This window comes from Francisella philomiragia (genome assembly GCF_018135955.1).
GTDB lineage: Bacteria > Pseudomonadota > Gammaproteobacteria > Francisellales > Francisellaceae > Francisella > Francisella philomiragia.
Genome location: NZ_CP063138.1, coordinates 1,428,870 through 1,454,373, shown reverse-complemented (window position 1 = coordinate 1,454,373; position 25,504 = coordinate 1,428,870). Strand labels below are relative to the sequence as shown.

Below are 25,504 nucleotides of genomic sequence, written 5' to 3'. Positions count from 1 at the left end.
AATATGAAGTATATAAGATTCTTACGAGAAATATATAAAAGTAGATATCTTTTATTATCGCTCTCAAAGACCGATTTAAAAGATCGTTATCTTAATAACCTCTTTGGTATAGTTTGGGCTTTTGTTCAACCACTGATTACTATACTTATTATGTGGTTTGTATTTTCTGTTGGCTTTAGAAGTCAACCTGTGCAGGGGCTTCCATTTATTTTATGGCTGATAGCCGCAATGATACCTTGGTTTTTTTTCTCAGAAGCATTATCAAGCGGTACTAATGCAGTACTAGCTAACCAGTATTTAGTAAAGAAGATAGTTTTTAGGGTTTCATTATTACCGATAGTACCTATACTATCAGCACTCTTTATCCATATGTTTTTTATAGTTTTTTTATTTGCAATGTTTATATTGTATGGGCATTACCCATCAATATATTGGTTGCAGACAATATACTATTCTTTGTTTGCTTTTCTATTAGCATTAGGGATATCATGGTTTACAAGTTCTGTAGTTATATTTTTTAGGGATGTTGGTCAGATTGTAGCTGTACTTCTTCAGTTTTTCTTTTGGTTGACTCCAATTATGTGGTCACTGAGTATGATGCCAACTAAGTACCAGTTTATAATGAATCTAAATCCAGTATACTATATAGTATCGGGATATAGAGATAGTATGATCAATCATGTTTGGTTTTGGGATAAGCCGTTATTGACTCTATATAATATAATTCTATTAATTATTCTTGTTATCATAGGTATGTCAATGTTTAGAAAACTTAAACCACATTTTGCGGATGTATTGTAGAATGAAAAAAGATATAGCAATTAAAATAGAGGGTATAACAAAGACTTACAAGCTGTATAATAATCATACAGACAGGTTTAAAGAAGCAGTACATCCTTTTAAGAAAAAATATCATCATGATTTCTATGCATTAAATAATGTTAGCTTTGAAATAAAAAAAGGAGAAACTGTAGGTATCATAGGTGGTAATGGTGCTGGCAAGTCAACTTTGTTGAAGATAATTACAGGGGTTCTCACTCCAAGTAGTGGCTCAGTAGATATAAATGGTCGTATAGCCTCACTATTAGAGTTAGGAGCAGGTTTTAATCCTGAGTATACGGGTTTAGAAAATATATATTTTCAAGGTTTGCTTATGGGTATGGCTAGAGAGGCGATTGAGCCTAAAGTCGAAGCTATCAAGCAATTTGCTGATATTGGGGAGTTTATATATCAACCTGTCAAGGGCTATTCTAGTGGTATGTTTGCGCGTTTAGCATTTGCGGTAGCAATTAATGTAGAGCCAGATATATTGATAGTAGATGAAGCATTAGCGGTTGGGGATATGAATTTTCAGGCTAAATGTATGACAGCTATGGATAGAATTAGACAGAAGGGGACTACAGTTCTATTTGTAAGTCATGATATCGGTAGCGTTAAAAGCTTGTGTAATAAAGGCGTTTATCTGAAAAATGGAGTAGTTCATGCTGTAGGCAAGGCGAGTGATGTCGCTGAGATGTATGTCAGAGAGATGCGTGAGAATCTAAATGAAGAGTATAGAAAATTTACTAGAACTTCAGCAACATTTGATAATAAAGATGAATCTAGTCATAATGGGGATGTTCAAAAGTTAGATCAAGCAACATCTGAGATATTTAAAACATCGGCCGACTTTGATAAGAAGGTGGCACCATTTAGATACGGTAGTGGTGGCGCTAGGATAACCTATGTTGAATTGGTTGATATGAATGATGAGCCGGTTATCGAAGCAGAGTTTAATCAAGAAGTTAAGATAAAAATATATGTGGAAAGCTCAATAAACAATCCAATTTCTGTCAATTTTCAGATTTTAGATGATAAGAAAATAAATCTTGCAGCGTGTAGTATTGCACAAGCAGGAGAAAAGTTGCTAGAAAATACTGCTGGACAGAAATTCGTTGTTGAATATCGATTGAAATTACCACTTCAAGACAACTTATATTCATTACGTTCCCATATTGCGTTGCCAGTTATTGTTAATCAAGATGTTGAGTATCTTGATGTGGTTCCAGATGCTTATGTTTTTAAAGTATTGATGAGACCTGAAGTTAGATTATGGTCAAAAGTTGATCTGTTTCCAAGTGTAAGTATAAAAATGGTTGAGACTAATGATTTTTAAGAAAAAACGATTACCTATTAATACTCCTGGTTTTTTAATTATAGGTGCTCAGAAATCAGGGACTACAGCACTTTTTAGTTATTTGGCTAAGCATCCTCATCTGATACCATCAACAACTAAGGAGTTACATTTCTTTAGTACGGAAAGTCAATATTCTAATGGATTTGAATATTATCATTCTAATTTTCCAAATAGAACTTGTAAAAAAGAGATTTTTTTTGAGGCTTCTCCTAGTTATCTTGCTAGTGCAGAGGCATGTGAGAGGATATATAAATACAACAAAAATATTAAATTAATAGTCTTGTTAAGAAACCCGATTTATAGAGCATACTCGGCATGGAATATGTATAAAGAAAGATACCAAAACAATATTGACTGGTTTTTTGATGATTGGCTAGCATCATTCAATAGTTTTGATTGTGATAATATAATTAAAAGGAGTAGTCAAAAAATTTTTAGTTTTGCTGACTATATAAGGGAAGAATTTGATTGTATCAATACAGGGGGCTCTCGAATAGAAGCTCAAGTATTAATGCAGGGTAAGTATTATGAGTATTTAAAAAGATATTTAAAGCGTTTTCCGAAAAAGAATATCTTGATTATAGAAAATGAAGAGTTAAATAGTAGTTTAATTGATAAACTAAGTTATATTGAATGGTTTTTGGGTGTAGATAAGCATGATTGGAGGGGGGAAGGTTTATCTAAGGTATTTGAAGGCAATTATTCTTCTGAGATTGATATAGCATCTTTCGAATTTCTAAAAGAGTTTTATAAACCTTATAATGAAAGGCTATTTGAACTGATAGGTAAAAGATTTGATTGGTAGAGTATGAAAAAGATAAATCCTTTATGCTATAAGAAATTAATTGATAGATTACTTTATGGTGCAATATCTAAGAGAAAAATACGCATTCAAGAAAAAGAAATAATGGCTCAGAAGTTTGAAGAAATTTATCAAGAGTTACAATTATCAAGAAACTATATGCATTCATTAAAGCAGGCACAAGAGCAGTTAGTGCATGGGCTTGATATATTGAAAAATAGCCAGAGTCAAATAGCATTATTGACAAGAGATGTTGATAGTAAATTAGTGTCATTAGCGAAAGATATAGATACTAAGATCAATCCGCTATATGTTAAAGATAGAACAAAATATTTCTGTATAGGTAGAAATAAAACAGGAACAACATCTCTTAAAAAAGCTTTTGAGGATTTGGGTTTTATAGTTGGGGATCAGAGGGAAGCAGAATGGCTATTTGATAAATATTTTTTTGATAATAAGTTCAATGAAATTGTTGAATATTGTAAATCAGCTGAAGTTTTTCAAGATGTACCTTTTAGCCATTTTGGAACTTTTGTTCATCTTGATAAAGCCTACCCCGGGAGTAAGTTTATTTTAACTTTAAGAGATAGTCCAGAACAATGGTATAATTCGATAACTAAATTTCATGCAAAGTTGTTTGGTAAGGATGGTCGAGTGCCGACTTATGAGGATCTTGAAACTGCTGAATATATGCGCAAAGGATTTATGACAAGAGTTATTGATGGTCATGGGACAAGCGCTAAAGATCCATATAATAAAGAGATTATGATTAGACATTACGATCGACATAATCAATACATAATAGATTACTTCAAAGATCGACCTGATGACCTACTTGTAATAAACTTATCCGAGAAAGGTTCATACCAGAAGTTTTGTGAGTTTATTGGGAGTGAATGTAGTGCGGATGATACATTTCCATGGGAAAATAAAACGTAGGTATTAGAAAGTCATGATAAACGTAACCAAAACATATCTTCCTAATATTGATAAATATAAGCAATATGTAGATCAGATATATGCTAGTGGTCAGATTACAAATAATGGACCGTTAGTTAGAGAATTAGAACAACGATTAGCTATATATCTAGGTGTTAGAAATATAATCTTAGTATCTAATGGTACGGTTGCTTTAGAGATAGCATATAGAGCTTTAGGTATTAGAGATTTTGCGATAACTACGCCGTTTTCATTTGTGGCGACTACAAGCTCATTAGTGGCTAATGGTATCAAGCCAATATTCGTTGATATTAATGAAAAAACATTTAATATTGATCCAAATAAAATAATTGATCAAATAACGCCAAATACAACAGCAATAGTTGCTACTCAAGTATTTGGTAATCCTTGTGATGTTGAGACGATTGAGAAGATTGCTAAAGAATATAATCTAAAAGTAGTATACGATGCTGCACATGCTTTTGGTGTTAAATATAAAGGTCAAAGTGTTCTAAACTATGGTGATATATCTACATTGAGTTTCCACGCTACTAAGCTTTTCCATACTATTGAAGGAGGAGCGCTTATTACAAATGATGACGCACTTGCTGAGAGAGCAAGATTTCTGATTAATTTCGGTATCAAAAATGCTGAAGAGATATCGCATCTAGGTACCAACGCTAAGATGAATGAGTTTGAAGCCGCAATGGGTCTTTGTGTATTAGATGATATAGATATTATTCATAATGCTAGGGTAGCTATTGCAGAAAAATACAAGTCAGATTTGCAAGGTTTAGTTGAGTTTCAAGAGTTTAACTTTAATGCTACGGAGAATTATAGTTACTTTCCAATACTGTTTAAGTCAGAAGAACAACTTAAAAGAGTACAGCATGCACTAAAGAATCAGGATATTTTCCCTAGGAGATATTTTTATCCATCTCTTGATACTCTTAGCTATATAGAGCCAGAACAGTATATGCCAATATCTAGAGATATATCAAAAAGAATAATGTGTCTGCCAATTTATCATGGTCTTGGAGAAAGTATGCAGGAGCAAATAATATCAATTATCAAGGATAGTTTATGAAAGTTGCCATAATGCAACCATATTTTTTTCCATATATTGGTTATTGGCAACTTATAAGTGCTGTGGATACTTTTGTTATATATGATGAAGTTACTTTTATCAAACAAGGATATATAAACAGAAATAATATTTTAGTAAATGGTGAAAAAAAATATCTGACGCTTGAAACAATAGGTGCTAGTTCTAATACAAAAATCAAGGAAGTAAGGGTTGGTAGAAATAGGAAAAAGTTGCTTAGAACATTGCAAAATGCATATTTTAAAGCTCCCTATTTTAACACTATAATGCCTATGCTTGAAAGCATGATAAACAACCCTGATGATAAACTATCAACCTTTCTAGGTAATCAAATTTTAGAAATTTGTAAATATTTAGATATCAATACTAATATAATATATTCTAGTCAGTTAGATTTTGATAATACTAGAAGTGCACAAGACAAAGTTATAGATATTTGTACAGAACTTCATTCTACTCAATACATAAATGCTATAGGTGGAAGTAAATTGTATAATATAGACGACTTTGATATTAAAAATATAAAACTAAACTTTATAGATACACAAATTATAGAATACAAGCAGTTTAACAATGAATTTGTTCCTTATCTATCTATTATTGACATACTGATGTTTAATAGCAAAGAAACCATTAAAAAAATGCTACAGAAATATAGTTTAGTATAGAGGTAACAATGTATAAAAATAAAGAAGAGCATATAAGAGCAAGCGCTTTTAAAAGAAATAATTCACTAGAAGACTTTCTTTCTGAAATAAATTCAGATTTATGGACTACGGAAAAATCCTTACTGGCAAAAAAAGAGAATGATTTACCATTAATATTCATTATAGGTCCATTAAGAAGTGGAAGCACATTAATGACACAGTGGTTAGCAAATTTGGGACTTGCATATCCTACAAATCTGATGTCAAGATTTTACGAGGCTCCTATCATTGCTAGTAAAATACAACTTCTTTTAACTGATCCAATTTATAACTACAGAGATGAAATTCTAGATTTTAATAGTAATATTGATTTTAATAGTGAAAATGGTAAAACAAAAGGAGCTCTTGCACCAAATGAGTTTTGGTATTTTTGGAGAAGGTTTTTGCCCTTTGGAGATATTGACTATCTACCTACAGCTGAACTTTTCAAAAAAGTTGATGTAGATATTTTAAAAGCAGAGCTCTCAGGGATTATAGATGTTTTTCAGAAACCTTTTGCATTAAAGGCAATGATACTTAATTATAATTTAGACTTTTTAGATAGGTTGTTCGATAGAGCAATATTTATTTATACTAAAAGAGATCCACTAACCAATATTGAATCTGCTTTAAAGGCTAGAAAAAAACAGCTTGGATCTATAGATGAGTGGTATTCATTTAAGATACCAGAATACGATATGCTTAAGAACTTAGATCCATATAGGCAAGTCGCTGGACAGATATATTGCATAAATAAAAAAATCGAAGAACAATTAGAGTGCATATCTGAGAATAAAAAAGTGATAGTTAATTATGAAGACTTCTGTGTTAACCCTGAAAAGATTTATCATGAACTTTCTACTAAGCTAAGCCATCATGGATATGATTCTTTAATAAAAGAATATACGGAGCAAAAAAAATTTAATATCACTAGAAGTAGGTGTGATAATAAGAAAATAATAGATGCATACAACTATTTTATTTAACAATAAAGATGGTTGCATTATGATTGAATACATAAAAACTGGCTATCAAATTATAGAAAAAATCAAAAACGATAATTTATATAAACATGCTGTCAAAGAAAGCTTAAAAAGAGAGATTATATACAATTTAGATGTTATTGATTCGAAGAATAGTGCCATTGATAATTGTTTAATCATAAAGCTACTTTCAACTAAATTTTATGATTTTCTCACATCTGAAATGATTAGTACTAAAATTATATTTGAAGAAGATAATAAGCTAGTGTCAACTTGTGATAATAACATACAGAATAAAAGCATAAAAAAGTGGTTAAGGAATATTGACACTAAAGATTTTTTATTTGATAAGGTCTATATAAAAATTAAAGTCATTAAAAAGTTAAATGATAACGGTGTAATTAAAAGAGGAGATAGTTTATTATATCTAAAATCATTATTAATATTGCTTAAGCAGAATTTCTAGATGGATTTGAGATACAGGAGAGTTAATGATAAACAAGACTGAAAAAGAAATCATGTCTACATGGACAGATACTTCTAAACCGTTATTAACTATATGCACACCCACATATAATCATGAAAAATTTATAGCCCAGGCACTTGATAGTTTTTTAATGCAAGAAACTAATTTTGCTTTTGAAGTGATTGTTAGAGATGATGCCTCAACAGATCGAACTGCAGATATTATAAGAGAGTATGAGAAAAAATACCCTAACATCATTAAGCCGATATATGAAGATGAAAACACCTTCTCAAAAGGCATAAGGCCAAGCAAAGTCTTGATCGAAAAAGCCGAAAGTAAGTACATAGCCTTATGTGAAGGTGACGACTACTGGACAGATCCTCATAAGTTGCAAAAGCAAGTGGATTTTCTTGAGGCTAATCCTGAGTATGTGATTTGCTATACAGGTGTTAGAGCCATTGATGCTGATGGCAATTTTGTTGAGGATTATGTTGGTGGAGCTACTAATGATTTGACAGGTGATGAGATGCAGAGAGGATCAGCTATAAATACTCTCACAACTGTGTTTAGAAATGTTATCGAGGAGTTTCCACTAGAGTTTGATTTTACTATGATTGGTGATATGTTTCTATGGTCACTATTATCACATTATGGTAAGGGCAAGTTTATAAAAGATGTGAAATCTTGTGTTCACAGACAACATCGAGGTGGTATACATTCTCTTGTTGGGGATAAGCAAAGATCGCTCATGACTCTAACTCTATTTACATCACTACTAAAGTATTATAGTCGTATTGGTTGTTCAGAAGAATTGAAAAACTACTATTTATCACATATAGACCACTGTATAAATGCGGTAACCAGTGAAAGAAAGTCTACATTACAGAGAATAAGCACTCAAATTCAAGAGCAAGATATTCAAATTCAAGAGCAAGATATTCAAATTCAAGAGCAAGATATTCAAATTCAAGAGCAAGATATTCAAATTCAAGAGCAAGATATCCGAATTCAAGAGCAAGATATCCGAATTCAAGAGCAAAATATTCAAATACACAAACTAGATAATCAAGTAGCATATTTAACTAAAGAAGTTGATGATTATAAAGCTGAGATAAATCGCATATACAGCTCAAAAGGCTGGAAGCTTATGAAGCCATTTAGATTTTTAATGAGAATTGCTAGATCAGTTGTTCGTAAAATTAGAACGAATAAATAGTCGATAAACTAATATTAGAGATTTTTATTATGAAAAACTTACTTAAATATGAGGGATGGCAAAACAATATTGCGTAATATATATTAGAAAATATAGACTTCTTGTACTTGGAAATTATTAAAACCATTGTGACTAACTTATCTTTTGTAAAAAAAAACTATTGGAAATATAAATTGAAATATTTAGATAAAAAAGGTAATTTTACTAGCTAAAAATTATAAATAAACTGACACGATTAGTAAAAAGATATTTTTATTATTTTAATCATAAGATTTTTACAATTATTTAATGAATAGGGTACAAGCGGTAACTCATGCCAGTGAGTTTGAAGATAGTTCTTATTTTTTTCGAAGCCAAATACTACCGCCTTGATTTTTATAAAGTAATGGGAATTTTTTAATAATTTCATTTTTAAAAAATGAAGTAAGGTAAGTATTGAATAGCACAATTTCAAATTTGTCATTATACTGTAGAAATGATCTTAAAATATATTGTTCATTCCATGCTCTACCTTCTGATATCCAGTGCTTAGGATATTCGAAAGGATAAAATACATCATGTATATGAATGTACACGCCACTGTTCAAAGCAGGGAAAATTTCATGTATAAAATAATTAACATCACTATTGAGCTTGGATACATGAGTCGAGTCTATGAACAAAATATCATTTTCTTTAAGATTTTTGAATGTATCTAATGGTACATCCTGTAGTTTTCTTTCAATAATTTTTATTTTAGCAGACTCGTCATCTGGATTGATTAGGGATTTGAGTAGGTCTGCATATGGCTCAATAAATGTACAATTAATTTGATTATCAAAAAATAACTCGTTTGTGTCTAAAGTAACACAAGAAGAATATCCTGAACCTACTTCAATTAAGTTATTTGGTTTTAAATATCTAATCATTGAGTATAGCATAATTGCATCAGAGTATGAGTACGCAGGATTGATATAGTGATAACGCAAATTTTTAGTCTTATTGTCAGAGAAAGGTAGCTCTAAATAATATTGATGAAATTTATTTAATAACTCTAATTGCTTTTCAGTATTCAAATCAATACCAGGTATATTATCTATTAAATCGCAAGAGTCATTAACAAATGAATCTATATCTTCATTTGATGGGATCGGAGAGTAAAAGTGACCAGGAGGAACAAATTTCTTGTACTGATTCACCTCATCTGAAAGAGAAGCGTTATTTTGTATGAGTAGATCTCTTTCATCAATTAGATCTTGTTTTTGAGTTAGTAAAGTATCTCTTTCGCTTAGTAATAATCTTTTCTCATCTAACAGAGAGTTTCTTTCATTTACTAAATAATCTTTTTCGTTTAGTAATGAATACTTTTCATCTAATAATGAATTTCTCTGAATAACTAATTTTCTTAGTTGAGGTATGCGTAACAAAACTTTTTTAGTAATTTTTTTCATAACTCACTGACAGTTAAATATAATGTTATAACCATATTAAACTATAACTAGGAATCTTTATAAAGTACTATTTACTTTTTTTAAAAAAAAATATGTATTAAAACTATCGATGAAATTAGATGTTATGTTGATAAAAAGCTTATTTAGGTTTATATTTTAAAATATGTTTTTCTATGCAATGCCAAGAAAAAATTGACATAGCTAATGTACAAAATGCAGATGTAATCATATACATGATAAATGAGAGATTCGGGAATATGTAAATTATTGATTGCTGTATTGGAAATGCATATATGTAAATACCATATGAGTAGTCAGCTTTGTTAAAAATTGATAATTTATTTGCGTTTGAAAATCCAAATGCTAGAACCAAGTATGGTAGTATTATGATTTTTAATATTTCATTCAATATATTATTATTAAATTGATACATGAAGATAATGATTAAAAGACCAATTACAAAACCTTCAAAAGAAAATAATTTGTTTAATTTAAAGTGATGTAGTGTAGCACCCATCCAAAAAAAACAGCTCACTATGACTGCAGAGTGAACATCTGTGTAGTAGAAGACTATTTGTGATTTGAAAAGGTGGTCCCAAGCTAGAGTGAGTATAATTGTTATGATTAGGAGAAGAAGAGCAAGATATTTTGCTTTTTTTCTAAATATAAACCCTATAGCAGCAACTAGTATATAACAAAAGAACTCTACAGGTAGTGACCACAATGATCCATTCATTGCATTCTTTACGTGAGCATTTTCAAAAACACCTGGGAGATAGTATTGAATATGTAAAAAGCTGTTATTAAGTATATAATACCACGTAATGGAGCTACTAAAGTACTCTGAGATGGGTAATGTTGTTACTATGGGGCCGAGTAGTAGAGTGGTTATAAGAAGCATTATGATTAATGCAGGAAAAATTCTAAGTGATCTGCGAGCAAAATATCTTTTGAAGCTCGGGTCACGATCCCAACTATAAGAAATGAGATACCCAGAAATGGAAAAAAACATTGCAAGTCCTAGTGTGTGAGATAGTACGGTGTTTGGGGTTAATCCATACAAAACATACCCATGTCCGAATAAAACTAAGAATGCTGCAAAAAATCTTAAAAAATTTAATTGGTTATTCATATTGATCCCGGTATAATGTGATTTTAATTTAACAGTTTAATTGTTAAGCGACTGGTTGTGACTTCAATATGTCAAAACAATTGCTTTAGTCCCTTATATGGCAATCATTAGAAATATGATAAGGCAAGGTTAATAAATCTGCAACATATAAATTTAAAAAGGGTAGGTCTTAAATGGATATACAGATAGATTTGTCAATAGTTACTTTTAACTCAGCTAGATGGTTAAATGATTGGGTTAAGTCCCTTTCTAAACAGAATTATCCATTAGATATGATTAATCTATATATAACAGATAATGGATCTAGTGACAATACTCTAGATTTATTGAGATCTATCATAGAGAGTATCGGTTTAAGAAGTTATAAGATAATCGAGCAAAATAATGTTGGCTTTGGTAATGGGCATAATTCTAATTTTAGATTTTGTAAGTCTAAGTTTGTATTAGTTTCTAATGTGGATTTAAGTTATGAGGATGATTCAATTTTAAATCTCGTTCAATGTGCTAAACAAGATGAAGAAGATATTGTATCTTGGGAAATGAGGCAGAAACCTTATGAACATCCTAAAATTTATGATCCTGTTACATTAGAAACTACTTGGTCGAGTGCTGCGTGTATTCTTATTAGGAAATCTGCAATGGATATTGTCGGGGGGTTTGAGCCTAAAATATTTATGTATGGGGAGGATGTCGAACTTTCGTGGAGATTTAGAGCTCATGGTTTTAGAATTAAATATTGTCCTAATGCCGTATGCTGGCATTATACATATGAAGATAACAAGTTTAAGAAAGTTCAGTTTTTAGGCTCTACTCTTTCTAACTTATATTTAAGATTAAGATATGGTACAGCTAATGATGTTGAGATTGGTGAAATAGCTTATAAACATTTAATATCAAGCTTCCACCATCCAAGTATTGCTTGGGAGGAGCTTATAAATAACTTTAAGCTTTATCAAAAAAATAGAAAATATTTTAGTGAAAATAATTATGCAGATAAAAATGTTGCTAAGTTTATCGATGATTGGGATTATGAGGTGGTTAGAGAAGGGGCATTTTACAAATGTGATAATGTTTCTGCCTGTAAGCTAGTGTCAGTCTTGATTAGAAGTTATCAGGGTAGAGATTATTTTCTTAATGATGCTATTCGTTCTGTTTTGAATCAAACGTACCAAAATTTTGAGATAATTATTGTCGAAGATGGTGGTGATTCATTAAAGCCATTAGTAGAGAGTTATAATGATTCTAGGATTAAATATTTTTCTTGTGCCAAAGTTGGCCGTTGTGTAACAGGAAATGTTGCTTTGAATAATGCTTCAGGTGACTATTTTGTATTTTTGGATGATGATGATTTATTTTTCGCTGATCATATAGAGGTTTTGGTTGGAGAGATTGGTAAACATGGTTGTTTTGATGCTGTTTACTCCAGTAGCTTCGAGTGGCCAACAAATTATGAATTATTATCAGGTGTCTATCAATATTATGATAAATCTGTTGACTTAAATCTAATTACAAAATCTGTTAAGAAATTCAATGTTATCGAGTTTACATATGTTAATCATATACCTATTCAGTCATGTTTATTTAAAAGAAGTTTATTTGATGCTTTAGGTGGATTTGATGTTGAACTTGACAGTCTTGAAGACTGGGATCTGTGGTTAAGGTACTCTAGTATTAGTGATTTTAAACCTGTTGATAAAGTAACCTCTATATACAGGGTTCCGGCTTGTGAAAAAGTTAGTGAATCTAGATCTAGTAGGATGAATAGTTTTTATGAAAAGGTTATTGAAAAATTAAAGCTAATAAAGCTGAATCGTTCTATGTATGAACTTCGAGAATGTTATGTTGACAGTAATATTGTTGTATCTCTTAATGAACAGGTAAGAAATTTAGATATTAATCTTGGTTTGAAAGATGATGTGATATTAAGTTTAAAAAATGAACTAACTGCTTATAAATTGGAAGCTGAAGCTTATAAATCACAGCTTAGTTGTATTTATCGTTCTAAAGGATGGCGGTTAATGAAACCGTTTCGGTTGGTTATGAAATTTATTAGAATATTTATTAATAGAGTTAGGTAAGAGCTTTTAGATTTATATAGTTCTAATTATCGAAAATATTTGGGCTTGGTTATTGAAATAGGTAACTTGAAGATAAAAAACTGACTAATTTATGGCAAAAGAAATTTAGTATAAGCTACCGTTAATTTACTAATGTTTAATCTGGTAACGTGTCAAAATCAGATTTATGGTTAGTTATTAATAAATTGAAGATGAAAATATTAAGTATGAATCTAGTATATATATCGTACACTAGACACCTTGCGAAATAAGTATTAAGCGATCTATTATAACTCTTTTGCTATATGCTTAAAGAACCTCCTTTGAGCTTTTAGGGGCGTTGGTAGATCTATTTTGAAGATCTTGGTAGTTGTAATAGCAATATTTATCTGCATCTCAAGTAAACTTATTTGATTTTCTCTGAACAGTTATATCAACGAATATTCCTTGGATAAGCTTTCGAAGCGTTAATTATTTAACCTGTTTTATTTATGCTATTTCTATTTTTTTGATTAGGTTCTGTCTCTTCTTCCTTGTACTAGTTTTTAACTAGTAGTAACTTTACTAGTCTAGTTAGTTGATTTATTTTTGATGAGATTTATCTAAGGTTTTAGTTTTAAATCTGTTAGTTTTTTAAATAATTCTGAATTTCTTTGACAATATTTTAGGTATATCTGTGACTATTAATCAACTTGAGGATATAATAATGTTATAAACTTAATGTTAACTAGTATATATAAGTATATCAATGCAAACACATCTAAAAAAACTTGAAAATGAGTCAATACAGATATTTAGAGAGGTAGTCGCACAGTTTGAGAACCCTGTGATGCTGTACTCTGTAGGTAAAGACTCGTCAGTATTGCTTCATTTAGCTCGTAAGGCTTTTTATCCTGGTAAGATTCCATTTCCTTTACTTCATGTTGATACTACATGGAAGTTTAAAGAGATGATAGAGTTTAGAGATAATATGGCAAAAGAGTATGATTTTGAGCTTTTGGTACATATCAATCAAGATGGGATTGATCAAGGTGTAGGGCCATTTTCTCATGGTAGTGCTAAACATACTGATATTATGAAAACTCAATCACTTAAGCAAGCTTTAAATAAAGGTAAGTATGACGCTGCATTTGGAGGTGCTCGCCGTGATGAAGAGAAATCGCGTGCTAAAGAGCGAGTATTTTCATTTAGGGATAAGAATCATCGCTGGGATCCAAAAAATCAAAGACCAGAACTGTGGAATATCTATAATGGTATGGTAAACAAAGGTGAGAGTATTAGAGTCTTTCCACTTTCAAACTGGACTGAGTTAGATATTTGGCAATATATTTATATGGAGAATATCAAGATTCCAAGTTTATATTTTGCCAAAGAAAGACCTGTGGTTGAGCATGATGGTATTTTGATGATGGTTGATGATGATAGAACACCTGTTGAACTAAGACAAAAGGCTGTAAATAAAAAGGTCAGATTTAGAACGCTAGGTTGTTATCCACTAACTGGAGCTGTAGAGTCAGTGGCTGATACTCTACCAGAGATTATCCAAGAAATGCTACTAACCAAAACATCTGAGCGCCAAGGTCGAGCTATAGATAAAGACAGTGCTGGCTCGATGGAGAAGAAGAAAATTGAGGGGTATTTCTAATCTTCGGTTAGAAATAGAGCTCAGTTTTCAGAGTTAAGAATTCAGAGATATTTTATTATGAGATGTGAAAAGTTAGATGTATGGAAAAGAAGCTCTAGATTAAGTGTAGAGATCTTTAGGCATTTTAACTCTTCTAAAGATTTTGGATTCAAAGACCAAATTACTCGTAGCAGTTTATCTGTACCATCAAATATTGCTGAAGGTATGGAGAAAGAATCTATAAAAGAGCAACTAAGATTTCTTGAAATAGCTAAAGGATCATCTGCAGAGTTAATAACGCAAATATATATTGGTATTGAAATAACATACATTGAAAAAGAGGTTGGTTTAAGTTGGAAGATGGAAATTGAAGAGATTTTAAAAATGATTGTAGGACTTCAACATAAACTAAGATCAAAATTCTGAGTTCTGAACGCTGAAAACTTAATACTTATTTCTAAGGAGCAAAAATGTCACACCAATCAAGTTTAATAGCGACAAATATTGAACAGTATCTTAAACAACATGAGCAAAAAGAGTTACTAAGGTTTATCACATGTGGAAGTGTTGATGATGGTAAGAGTACCTTAATTGGAAGGCTCTTGCATGATAGTAAGATGATATTTGAGGATCAGCTAGCTGCTATTACAGAGGATAGTAAGAAAGTTGGTACACAAGGTGATCAAATTGACTTAGCATTACTTGTCGACGGCTTACAGTCTGAGAGAGAGCAAGGTATTACTATAGATGTGGCATATAGATACTTCTCTACTGATAAGCGTAAATTTATTATAGCTGACACCCCGGGGCATGAGCAATATACTCGTAATATGGCAACAGGCGCATCAAACTGTGATTTGGCGATAATCCTAGTAGATGCTAGAAATGGAGTGCAAACACAAACGCGTAGACATAGTTTTATCTGTTCACTTTTAGGTATCAAGCATGTGATAGTAGCTGTGAATAAGATGGATGCAGTAGGTTACTCACAAGAAGTTTATAAATCAATCCAAGATGATTATATAAAACTAGCAGGAAGTCTTGAGATACCAGATATTAGATTTGTACCGATATCAGCGCTAAAGGGCGATAATGTAGTGACTAAAAGTGAAAGTATGCCGTGGTTCAGAGGATCAGCACTGATGCATTATTTAGAGACTATGATAGTAGAGCATTCTAATAGTGATGAATTTAGATTTCCAGTGCAATTGGTTTGTCGCCCTAATTCTAATTTTAGAGGGTTTCAGGGTACTGTTGCTTCTGGTAAGGTTAGTGTGGGAGACACTATCAGAGTTATGCCTAATGGTAAGATTACCACAGTTAAGTCTATAGTTACATTTGATGGAGACCTAAAGTGTGCAGAAGCTGGACAGGCGATTACACTGACAACAAATGATGAGATTGATATCAGTCGTGGTGATATGATCGTTCATAAGGATTCTATCTCGCATGTGTCATCTAACATCAAAGCACATATCGTTTGGATGCATGAGCAACCATTACTAGAAAACAAAGATTACTATATCAAGTTTTTGACTAAGCAAGTTACTGGTTCGGTAAGTAAGTTTAATTATAAGACAGATATAAATACCCTAAAAGATATTGATTGTGGTAAATTAGATTTAAATGAGATAGGTGCAGTTGAGCTGAAATTGTCAGAACCAGTGTGCTTTGATGATTATCAAAAAAATAGAGCTACAGGTGCATTTATAGTTATAGATAGATTATTTAATGCAACAGTTGGTGCGGGTATGATTATCAAACCACTTGCAGATGGAGAGCTTAGAGATCATGCTCATAGTCACTCAGAGTTTGAGTTAGAATTAAATGCTCTTATTCGTAAGCATTTTCCTCATTGGGGCGCCAAAAATTTAAGAGGCTAATTTGTGAGCGCAATTTTATTATTTTTTATTATAATTCTTATGCTAGTGTTATTGTGTTTCTATCAGCACAAGACATTGATGATTTTTGGTGTAGTGATGTTTGCTTGTTTTACTTTTGGTTGGGTTAACCAAAAAGAGCTGTTAGCTAATGCATCCAATGCATCTTTGGTTACATTAGTAATCATCATGATACTTGCATCAGTGATTGAAAAAACAAGTGTATTACGAAAGTTACAAAATCTACTGATTGCCAAGACAGAGAAAAAAACTCTAATAAAGGTTTTGGGTGTTTCGGCACTATCATCATCAGTTCTAAACAATACCGCAGTTGTAGCTATTCTTATTAAAGCTATCAATAACTCAAAAGCAGTGTTACCATCGCGACTTTTGATACCGATGTCATATGCAACTATTATGGGCGGTACTTTGACATTGATTGGTACCTCAACAAATCTAGTTGTCAGTAGTATGTACTCAGCTGCGACTGGATCTAAAGGTTTTGGTTTCTTTGATTTTACAATTGTAGGAGCTGTGGTAACTGTATTCGGTTGCATAACATTATACTTTACTAGTAAATTTCTGCCAAAAAAAGAACCCCAAATTAATAGCTATAATAGCTATATGGTTGAGGCCGAAGTGCTTGCTAAATCATCACTTATTGGCAAAAGTATTGAAAAAGCTGGATTACGACATCTCGAGGACTTATTTCTTGCTGAAATTATAACCAAGAATGGTGATAGGATATGTCCTGTTAAACCTCATGATATTCTTGCAGAGGGAGACAAGTTATTATTTTCTGGAGATATCCAAAAAGTTTCGATATTAAATCAGTTTGATGGTCTAAAACTATATGCTCAAACAGAGGGTTTTGATACTTTTCAGCTAACAGAAGTTCTTGTTAAGCAAGATTCGAGTATAGTTGGTAAAAGTCTCAAAGAAATTGAGTTTAGATCAAAATTTGATGCTGCTGTAGTTGCTGTACGTAGAGATGGTGAAAAAATTTCTGGTAAGCTTGGTAAGCTAATTATCAAAGCTGGAGATTTTTTATTATTGGCTACAGGCGATGATTTTAGAGGTAGAGCTAATATATCCCAAAATTTTCTGGTCATAAAAGGGGTGGAGCCTAAAAGAGTGATTACAGGCTGGCGTGAGGCTTTGGTAATATTTGGTTTTATTGCTGTTATAGTTTATTCTGTTTTTTCTGGGGATTCATTATTTTCTGGGATGCTTATATTATTAGGTATCTTGGTATTAACTAAAAGTATATCTATCAATGAGATCAAAAATAGCTTCCCTACAGAAGTTTGGTTGATAATGACTAGTTCATTATGTATTGCAACGAGTATGGATAATACTGGTTTAGCAGCTACTATTGCTGATTTTTCGCGCACATATTTAGCAGGACATTCTGCCATAGTTATATTTGTGGGGATTTTTATCACTACAATATTACTGACAGAGTTTATAACTAATAATGCTGCTGCTGCATTGATGTTCCCTGTTGCATATAATCTAGCATTAGGTGTTGGTATCAATGTGTTTCCAGTAGTGCTTGGGGTGGCGTTTGCGGCGTCTGCAAGTTTCTTGACTCCGTATGGTTATCAAACTAATCTGATGGTAATGAATGCTGCAAACTATAAGTGGCGGGACTTTATCGTAACAGGGATACCTGTCTCAATCGTATATGTAGTATCCTGCTGTGTTATGATACCTATAATTTATCCTTTATATTAATGGAGATATAAGTGAGCAAAAATATCGTTTGGCATAATACTAGTGTCTCAACTGATGAAAGAGCTAAGCATAAAAATCACAAAGCCTTAGTGCTTTGGTATACGGGGTTAAGTGGCTCTGGTAAGTCAACTATCGCAAATGCTGTTGATCGTATACTACATCAAAAAGGCTATCATACTTATATACTAGATGGTGATAACATTCGTCATGGACTTAATAGAGATCTGGGTTTTGATGAGGCCAGTCGTATTGAGAATATTAGGCGCATTTCTGAGGTTGCTAAGCTTTTTGTAGATGCTGGGATTATAGTTAGTACGGCTTTTATTTCGCCATATATATCTGATAGAGAGCAAGCAAGAGAGCTTATTGGCAAGAATAATTTCATTGAAATTTTTATAGATACTGAGTTAGCAGAGTGTGAAAATAGGGATCCCAAAGGCTTATACAAAAAAGCAAGAGCAGGTGAAATAGCAGATTTCACAGGGTTAACATCACCATACCAAAAGCCAGTGAATCCAGAGATACATATTAAAACACAAGCAAAATCTATAAAAGATTGTGCAGGGCAGATTTTTGACTATCTAGTTTCAAATAATAAAATCTAAGGTATATGTAATGTATATAGATATTTTCAATGGTGATGCAGATGGGATATTATCACTTATTCAGCTACGCAAGGCATTGCCAGTAGCTAGTAATAGCCATACACTAATAACAGGGGTCAAAAGAGATATTTCTCTATGTAAAAATGTCTCTAATCAAGATGCTGAGAATGCAAATGTGACAGTATTAGATATATCATATGATAAGAATTATCAAGATATAGAAAGGCTATTAGGGTATGTTAGTCAGATGGCATATTTTGATCATCATCAGGCTGATAAGCTAATTTCAAATCCAAAACTAAAATCTCATATAAATACAGCGGCAGATATTTGTACTGCACTAATAGTGAGTAGTAAATTAGATAAAAAGTATCATCTATGGGCTATCGCGGCAGCTTATGGGGATAATCTACATCATATGGCAGACAATGAGGCAGATTTGCTTAAATTAAATAGTGAGCAAAAAGCTCATCTAAAAGAGCTAGGGATGCTGATTAACTATAATGGTTACGGTAGTACTATTGATGATTTGTATTATCATCCAGCTGACTTGTATTATGATTTAATAAAGTATGAGACTCCATTTGATGTGATTGCTGATACAAAATCATGCTTTTATAAATTGAAACAGGGTTATGAGAATGACAGTGAAAATCTAGATAGTTTAGATATCCAAGATTTTGATGAGCTTAAGCTAGTTAAACTCCCTGATCAACCTTGGGCAAGACGAGTTAGTGGTACACTAGGTAATGATTTGGCAAATAAGTATCGTGACAAAGCTATCATAATTGCAACAGTAAAAGATAATGGTAATTATCTAATAAGTCTAAGAGCTCCAAAAAATAAACCATTTGGTGCGGCTGATATTTGCTCACAATTCGCCACCGGAGGTGGTAGAGAGGCAGCTGCTGGTGTTAATGATTTATTGAAAGGGGAGTTAGATAAATTTGTGAATAAAGTTCAAAGGTATTATGGTTGAGGATTGGTTATGACAAAACAGTGGGCTGTAATAGGTGGAGGTGTAGCCGGCATAACAGCTATAGCTAAGCTTCTGGATGAGAATGTGGGTGGTAAAAATATTCATTGGATATGTTCGGATTTCTGTGTTGGTGATCTAGGGAAAAAATGGCGCAATGTTTCAGGTAATACTTCTGTAAAGAGGGTTAAAGAGTTCTTACTGGCTTATGAGTCTTTTGATTTGAAAAAAAGACAAAGTGATTTTGATATTTTTAAAATGCCAGAAGATCAGACTTGTTATCTCAGTGATATTGTAAAACCTCTTGAACATTCAACAAAAGCATTGATAACTAAGGTAAATATATATAATCAGTTGGCTATAGATGTGAAATCTACTAATCAAAATGTAACTATAACATTAGATAATGGTCAAAAGATAACAAGCAATAAAGCAATAGTTGCAATTGGCGCTGAGCCGAAGAAAGCATTATATCAAGATGTACAAGAGATCGGTTTGGATATTGCTCTTGATCCAAGTAGATTGTCTAAAGTGATATCGGCAGATGATACGGTGGCAGTTTTTGGATCGTCACATTCAGCTATTTTAATTCTTAAGTCGTTAGTTGAAAATAATGTCAAAAAGATTGTTAACTTTTATATTGAAGATATAAAGTATGCGGTTGATACTCCAGACGGGATTATAAATGATAATACTGGTTTAAAGGGTGTAGCTGCTGAATGGTCAAGAGAGTTTTTACAACAGAATTTGTTGGCAAATTTAATTAGAGTGAAGTGTAGTGAGCATAGTCTTAAAAGATATTTACCAGTAGTCAATAAAGCTATTTACTCAATAGGTTTTGAAAGACGAAAGCTTAAAATTAATGGAAATAATAATCGAGACTATAATAAAGAAACTGGTGAAATAGTTGAAAATATCTATGGCTTTGGTATAGCTTATCCTAATTTGAAAAAAGATCTATCAGGTCAAGATGAGTACCAAGTAGGTGTTGGCAAATTTGTCAAGCATATTAATGATAGCTTCGATATTTGGAATAGCTAAGATGAGTAATAAACTAAAACTGATTAAAGAACGCTGTAAAAGTAACCAGTATGATTTAAAAGTTCTTATCAAACAGATAATAAGCTTGATTGATGATGATTTATTGAATTTGTGTTGTAATGATTCTGTTAAATATACTAGGACATCACTGTATAATGATTCTCTCATAGAGGTTTTATTATTGAGATGGCCTCCTGCATCAAGATCCTATATTCATGATCATGATCTTCAAGAATGTTATGTGAGCTTGATTCAAGGGAGGTTAACAAATGTTTTATATGGCTTTAATAGAGATGAATTTGCGGCATTATCTGAGTCAGAAGTTAAACGTAGTTACATTTATGAAGCAAAAGACACTGAGATACATAGTATACAAAATAGAGGATTAGAAACAGCATATTCTTTACATATATATAGTAAGCCTGTAAAAAAATGTAAGATATATTCAAAAAATGGAGAGTATGAGATTAAAGAACTTTCTTATGATGAAATATTGTAAGAACCTTACATTTTTGGAAATTACTTAACAGTTTTAAATATTTTCTGATTAATCATTAACTCGTGGTTGCCTAAAATTTTGCTTTATGAGAGATGAATAAACTATATCATGATTTTTGACATACTCTTTTATAGCTATTCAATTTTTGAAAATATATAATTATATTTATTCTTATTTCATTTGCTAGGTCGAGGATGTTCAATAATAAAAGTATATTAATAACTGGCGGTACGGGTAGTTTTGGTAAAAAGTACACTGAGATATTATTATCTGAATATAAACCTAAAAAAATAATAATTTTTAGTAGAGATGAGCTAAAGCAGTTTGAGATGTCTCAAGAATTTAATGATCCTTGTATGCGATATTTCATTGGAGATGTTAGGGATGGTGAAAGATTAAAAGAAGCTATGCACGGTGTTGATTATGTGATCCATGCAGCAGCTCAGAAGCAGGTTCCAGCAGCTGAGTATAATCCGATGGAGTGTATCAAGACTAACGTACATGGCGCAGAGAATGTCATAAAGGCAGCATTATCAAATAATGTCGAAAAAGTCATAGCATTATCTACTGATAAAGCAGCTAATCCAATTAATTTATATGGTGCTACAAAGCTAGCATCTGATAAATTGTTTGTTGCTGCGAATAACATGGTTGGGTCAAGAAAGACAAGATTTGCTGTTGTTCGCTATGGTAATGTGCTTGGAAGTAGAGGTTCGGTTATACCTTTTTTTCAGAAGTTAATAGATGAGGGAGCTACAGAGCTACCTATTACACATGAGAAAATGACTCGTTTTTTAATTACATTAGAAGAGGGAGTTAGATTTGTACTCAAAAATTTTGAAAGAATGCAGGGCGGAGAGATTTTTGTACCTAAAATTCCATCTATGTACATGACAGAACTAGCAAAAGCAATGGCTCCAGATTTACCTCATAAAATTGTTGGTATAAGACCTGGAGAGAAACTTCATGAGATTATGTGTCCTTCGGATGATTCTCATTTAACATTGGAATTTGATGATCATTATGTGCTTTGTCCTACTATTCAATTTGCCCATAAGGCTGACTTTATGAAGAATCATTTAGGAGAGGTTGGTAGTCCTGTAGAGTTGGGCTTTGAGTATAATTCTGGAAATAATACTGAGTGGTTAACACATGAGTCATTTTTGGAAATGATGGCGAGGATGTAATTATGGATTTTATTCCTTATGGAAGACAAAATATATCTGTAGATGATATTGAGGCTGTAGTAGATACTCTAAAGTCGGATTTTTTAACACAGGGACCAGCGGTTGTTAATTTTGAAAAGTCTGTCGCAAGGTATTGCGGAGCTAAGTATGCTTTCGCTGTAGCAAATGCAACATGTGCTTTGCACTTGGCATATTTGGCATTAGGTATTGGTAAGGGAGATATTGTTTGGACATCGCCTAATACATTTTTAGCTACGGCTAATGCCGCTGTTATGTGTGGTGCAGATGTTGATTTTGTCGATATTTGTCCTAGAACTTATAATATGTCTGTTGAATGTTTAGAACACAAGTTAATTGAGGCAAAGAAGATTAGTAAACTACCAAAAGTAGTGGCTCCAGTACATTTTGCAGGACAATCATGTGATATGCAACAGATACACTTGTTGTCAAAGGAATATGGTTTTTCGATAGTTGAAGATGCAGCTCATGCTATTGGTGGTAGATACCTTGATGAGCCAATAGGATCTTGTCAATATTCTGATATTGCAATCTTTAGTTTTCATCCCGTTAAGATCGTGACTACTGCAGAAGGCGGTATGCTGATGACAAATTCTAGTGAGCTAGCAGCAAAGATAGGTTTATTGAGAACTCATGGGATGACTAGAGATGAATCTCTAATGACAAAAGAGTCGGAGGGTTCTTGGTATTATCAAATGATAGATTTAGGCTACAACTATCGTATTACGGATATGCAGTGTGCGCTCGGTCTATCACAAATGTCTAGGCTTGATGAGTTTGTTGCAAAGAGACATGCTGTATTAAGTATGTATGAGGAGCTATTGTCGGATTGTTCAGGAGTCGTTTTGCCACATCAGTTTGACAAAAGTTATTCAGGATTGCATCTATATCCGATAGTTGTTCCAGCTAACAAAAGAAGAGTGGTGTTTGAATATCTTCGTAATAATGATATAGGAGTCAATGTTCATTATATACCTGTATATTTGCAACCTTACTACCAAAAGATGGGATTCAAGAAAGGATACTGCCCTAATGCAGAAGCATATTATAATGGGGCAATAAGTTTGCCTATGTATCCAGATTTGACAGAGGAGCAGATTCAATGGGTTGCCAAAGTAGTAAAAGAGGCTTTGTGATCCTGTTATGAGATATGTGACATTTCATGATAATAAAATATCTAAGCTCTCTCTAGGAACTGTTCAATTTGGTCTTAACTATGGAGTTGCAAATCAAAAAGGGCAACCAACTCAAACAGAGGTCAATGATATCGTTGACTATGTTATATCACAAGGAGTTAATTGTTTTGATACCGCCCAAGCGTATGGCACCTCTGAAGAGGTTTTAGGTAGAGCTCTGCATGGTAATAACTTTATTGTGTCTAAAATTAAATCAGATGTTTTTATAGATAGCTTTGATGAAAGTATCCAAAATTCATTGCGAAGATTAAATATACAGTCTTTGTTCGGTTTATTGCTTCATGATATGGATATTTTTTACAAAGATTATGCTTTGTTAGAAACAAAGATTAATCTTGCTAAAGCTAATGGCCATTTAAAATATTTTGGAGTATCTATATATTCCAAAGAAGATTTTGACATGGCTCTAAATAGTGATCTTGTTGATATTATACAGCTTCCTTTTAATATTTTTGATCAAAGAGCTATTGCAGAGATTTGGTTTGAGAGAGCCAAGCAGAAGAACAAGCTAATATTTATTAGGAGTGTATTTTTGCAGGGGTTATTGCTTATGGATATTGCAAAGGTTCCAAGTAAACTAAATGATGCAAAAAAATATATAACTCAGCTAGATGCTTTATGTAAAAAATATAATATGACAAGGTTAGAGCTATCTCTCGCATTCGTTGATCTTGTAGCACAAAACTCAATTTTGTTGTTTGGTTGTGATTATATTAAGCAGGCTCAAGATAATATAAATCTATACAATAATTATAAATCGTTGGATGAAAGACAGATTCTAGAAATTATTGAAACATTTGGCAATGTTTCAGAAAAAATATATATGCCAACTAATTGGTAAGGAAGTAGATAATGATCAAAATAGGTATAGTAGGTTTTAGCTCTGGCAATGGTCATCCCTACTCATGGAGTGCTATATTTAATGGTTATGATAAGCACAAAATACATGATTGTGGATTTCCTGTGATTGCTGACTATCTTTCGAAGAGGTCTCTACCAGAGGAGTGTATATTTGGTGCTAAAGTTACACATATATGGACAGAAGATTACGACTTAAGTAAAAAGATTGCTACTGTATCATTGATTGACAATGTTTCACTGAATATTGAAGATCTTATTGGTTCGGTTGATGCCGTGTTGATTGCTCGAGATGATTGTTCTGAGTTGAGAGAAAATATATGTTACAAAGTGCTAGATGCAGGATTGCCAGTCTTTATTGATAAGCCTATAGCTTTATCATTATCTCAGCTTGAGAGACTTTATAGTAAGCAACGTTATGAGGGGCAGGTATTTTCATGCTCGGCATTTAAATATTCAGCCCAGTTTAATATTTCTCAGGGAGTCACTGCTAAGCTTGGAAAAATCAGACTGATAAATTCAATTATTCCAAAATCATGGGATAAGTATGCAGTACATCTTATAGATCCAATTGTTCAAAGATATGCAAGTTCAGATAGTATAAATAGCGTATCTAAATTTGGAGATAAAACATCTGCTGTTGTTGGTGTTTCGGTAGTTTGGAATAGTGGTTTAGTTACTAACTTCTTAACAGTTGGAGATCTTTCATCACCTGCAAAAGTTGATATTATTGGAGAGAGTGGCAATGAAATGATCATATTAGACGATGCTTTTGGAGCATTCAAGTCATCTCTGGAAGTCTTCGTTTATAGAGTGAGAGCTGCTAGTTTTGTAGATGAGTATGAACATCATCAAAAGGTTGTTTCAATAATAGAAAAAGGGATGAAGTAA

General features: G+C 32.3%; 24 protein-coding genes. 22 read left to right on the top strand and 2 right to left on the bottom strand.

The annotated features are described in order from the left end of the window. Positions 1–3 precede the first annotated feature (3 nt). The 9 genes from IMS64_RS07130 to IMS64_RS07090 are packed head-to-tail and all read left to right on the top strand — an operon-like array spanning position 4 to position 8,373. The gene (locus IMS64_RS07130) at positions 4–801 is read left to right on the top strand and encodes an ABC transporter permease (protein WP_211490283.1); all 798 of its coding nucleotides are present in this window, start codon (positions 4–6) and stop codon (positions 799–801) included. 1 nt (position 802) lies between these two features. Then, positions 803–2,155, top strand: coding sequence for an ABC transporter ATP-binding protein (locus tag IMS64_RS07125; RefSeq protein WP_211490282.1), 1,353 nt, complete (start codon positions 803–805; stop codon positions 2,153–2,155). Continuing rightward, positions 2,145–2,981 carry a sulfotransferase domain-containing protein gene (locus IMS64_RS07120; protein ID WP_211490281.1) on the top strand — a complete coding sequence of 279 codons (837 nt, stop codon included), beginning with the start codon at positions 2,145–2,147 and terminating at the stop codon, positions 2,979–2,981. Before IMS64_RS07125 ends, IMS64_RS07120 begins: the two co-directional genes overlap by 11 nt. A gap of 3 nt (positions 2,982–2,984) precedes the next feature. Further along, on the top strand, positions 2,985–3,917 hold the full coding sequence (locus tag IMS64_RS07115) for a sulfotransferase (protein ID WP_211490280.1): 933 nt from the start codon (positions 2,985–2,987) through the stop codon (positions 3,915–3,917). Positions 3,918–3,930: 13 nt separating this feature from the next. After that, a complete protein-coding gene (locus IMS64_RS07110; RefSeq protein ID WP_211490279.1) occupies positions 3,931–5,004 on the top strand; it encodes a DegT/DnrJ/EryC1/StrS family aminotransferase in 1,074 nt (357 codons plus the stop codon). After that, positions 5,001–5,690, top strand: a complete 690-nt coding sequence (locus IMS64_RS07105) for a WbqC family protein (RefSeq protein WP_211490278.1) — start codon at positions 5,001–5,003, stop codon at positions 5,688–5,690. The genes IMS64_RS07110 and IMS64_RS07105 overlap by 4 nt, the downstream gene beginning before the upstream one ends. An 8-nt stretch (positions 5,691–5,698) precedes the next feature. Then, positions 5,699–6,694 carry a sulfotransferase gene (locus IMS64_RS07100; RefSeq protein ID WP_211490277.1) on the top strand — a complete coding sequence of 332 codons (996 nt, stop codon included), beginning with the start codon at positions 5,699–5,701 and terminating at the stop codon, positions 6,692–6,694. Between the two features lie 19 nt (positions 6,695–6,713). Next, entirely contained in the window at positions 6,714–7,157 is a 444-nt protein-coding gene (locus IMS64_RS07095; RefSeq protein ID WP_211490276.1) for a hypothetical protein, read from the top strand. 25 nt (positions 7,158–7,182) lie between these two features. Further along, entirely contained in the window at positions 7,183–8,373 is a 1,191-nt protein-coding gene (locus IMS64_RS07090; RefSeq protein WP_211490275.1) for a glycosyltransferase family 2 protein, read from the top strand. A gap of 338 nt (positions 8,374–8,711) precedes the next feature. Here IMS64_RS07090 and IMS64_RS07085 read toward each other — a convergent pair whose 3' ends face one another. Both IMS64_RS07085 and IMS64_RS07080 read right to left on the bottom strand, forming a co-directional pair. After that, the gene (locus tag IMS64_RS07085; RefSeq protein WP_211490274.1) at positions 8,712–9,803 is read right to left on the bottom strand and encodes a class I SAM-dependent methyltransferase; all 1,092 of its coding nucleotides are present in this window, start codon (positions 9,801–9,803) and stop codon (positions 8,712–8,714) included. 139 nt (positions 9,804–9,942) lie between these two features. Then, positions 9,943–10,935, bottom strand: a complete 993-nt coding sequence (locus IMS64_RS07080) for an acyltransferase family protein (protein ID WP_211490273.1) — start codon at positions 10,933–10,935, stop codon at positions 9,943–9,945. A gap of 173 nt (positions 10,936–11,108) precedes the next feature. Between IMS64_RS07080 and IMS64_RS07075 the strand changes: the two genes are divergently transcribed. The 13 genes from IMS64_RS07075 to IMS64_RS07015 all read left to right on the top strand — a co-directional run bounded on the left by IMS64_RS07075 (position 11,109) and on the right by IMS64_RS07015 (position 25,504). Beyond that, entirely contained in the window at positions 11,109–13,013 is a 1,905-nt protein-coding gene (locus tag IMS64_RS07075) for a glycosyltransferase family 2 protein (protein ID WP_211490272.1), read from the top strand. 727 nt (positions 13,014–13,740) lie between these two features. Continuing rightward, a complete protein-coding gene (cysD, locus tag IMS64_RS07070) occupies positions 13,741–14,637 on the top strand; it encodes a sulfate adenylyltransferase subunit CysD (protein WP_211490271.1) in 897 nt (298 codons plus the stop codon). Positions 14,638–14,694: 57 nt separating this feature from the next. After that, positions 14,695–15,042, top strand: coding sequence for a four helix bundle protein (locus IMS64_RS07065; RefSeq protein ID WP_211490270.1), 348 nt, complete (start codon positions 14,695–14,697; stop codon positions 15,040–15,042). 44 nt (positions 15,043–15,086) lie between these two features. Beyond that, positions 15,087–16,499: a sulfate adenylyltransferase subunit CysN gene (gene cysN, locus IMS64_RS07060; RefSeq protein WP_211490269.1), complete on the top strand. Its 1,413-nt coding sequence runs from the start codon at positions 15,087–15,089 to the stop codon at positions 16,497–16,499. A 3-nt stretch (positions 16,500–16,502) separates the two neighbouring features. After that, complete coding sequence (locus IMS64_RS07055) at positions 16,503–18,233, top strand: SLC13 family permease (protein ID WP_211490268.1); 1,731 nt, start codon at positions 16,503–16,505, stop codon at positions 18,231–18,233. A gap of 11 nt (positions 18,234–18,244) precedes the next feature. Further along, positions 18,245–18,838 (top strand): adenylyl-sulfate kinase, encoded by a 594-nt coding sequence (gene cysC, locus IMS64_RS07050; RefSeq protein WP_211490267.1) that lies wholly within the window; start codon positions 18,245–18,247, stop codon positions 18,836–18,838. Between the two features lie 10 nt (positions 18,839–18,848). Further along, positions 18,849–19,817, top strand: a complete 969-nt coding sequence (locus IMS64_RS07045; RefSeq protein ID WP_211490266.1) for a DHH family phosphoesterase — start codon at positions 18,849–18,851, stop codon at positions 19,815–19,817. Positions 19,818–19,826: 9 nt separating this feature from the next. Next, positions 19,827–20,855, top strand: a complete 1,029-nt coding sequence (locus IMS64_RS07040) for an FAD-dependent oxidoreductase (RefSeq protein ID WP_211490265.1) — start codon at positions 19,827–19,829, stop codon at positions 20,853–20,855. A gap of 1 nt (position 20,856) precedes the next feature. Beyond that, positions 20,857–21,354, top strand: a complete 498-nt coding sequence (locus tag IMS64_RS07035; RefSeq protein ID WP_211490264.1) for a cysteine dioxygenase — start codon at positions 20,857–20,859, stop codon at positions 21,352–21,354. 194 nt (positions 21,355–21,548) lie between these two features. Further along, positions 21,549–22,541: a UDP-N-acetylglucosamine 4,6-dehydratase (inverting) gene (gene pseB / locus IMS64_RS07030; protein ID WP_211490263.1), complete on the top strand. Its 993-nt coding sequence runs from the start codon at positions 21,549–21,551 to the stop codon at positions 22,539–22,541. A gap of 2 nt (positions 22,542–22,543) precedes the next feature. Beyond that, the gene (gene pseC / locus IMS64_RS07025; RefSeq protein ID WP_211490262.1) at positions 22,544–23,695 is read left to right on the top strand and encodes a UDP-4-amino-4,6-dideoxy-N-acetyl-beta-L-altrosamine transaminase; all 1,152 of its coding nucleotides are present in this window, start codon (positions 22,544–22,546) and stop codon (positions 23,693–23,695) included. A gap of 7 nt (positions 23,696–23,702) precedes the next feature. Further along, complete coding sequence (locus IMS64_RS07020) at positions 23,703–24,596, top strand: aldo/keto reductase (protein ID WP_211490261.1); 894 nt, start codon at positions 23,703–23,705, stop codon at positions 24,594–24,596. A gap of 11 nt (positions 24,597–24,607) precedes the next feature. Then, positions 24,608–25,504, top strand: a complete 897-nt coding sequence (locus IMS64_RS07015) for a Gfo/Idh/MocA family oxidoreductase (RefSeq protein ID WP_211490260.1) — start codon at positions 24,608–24,610, stop codon at positions 25,502–25,504.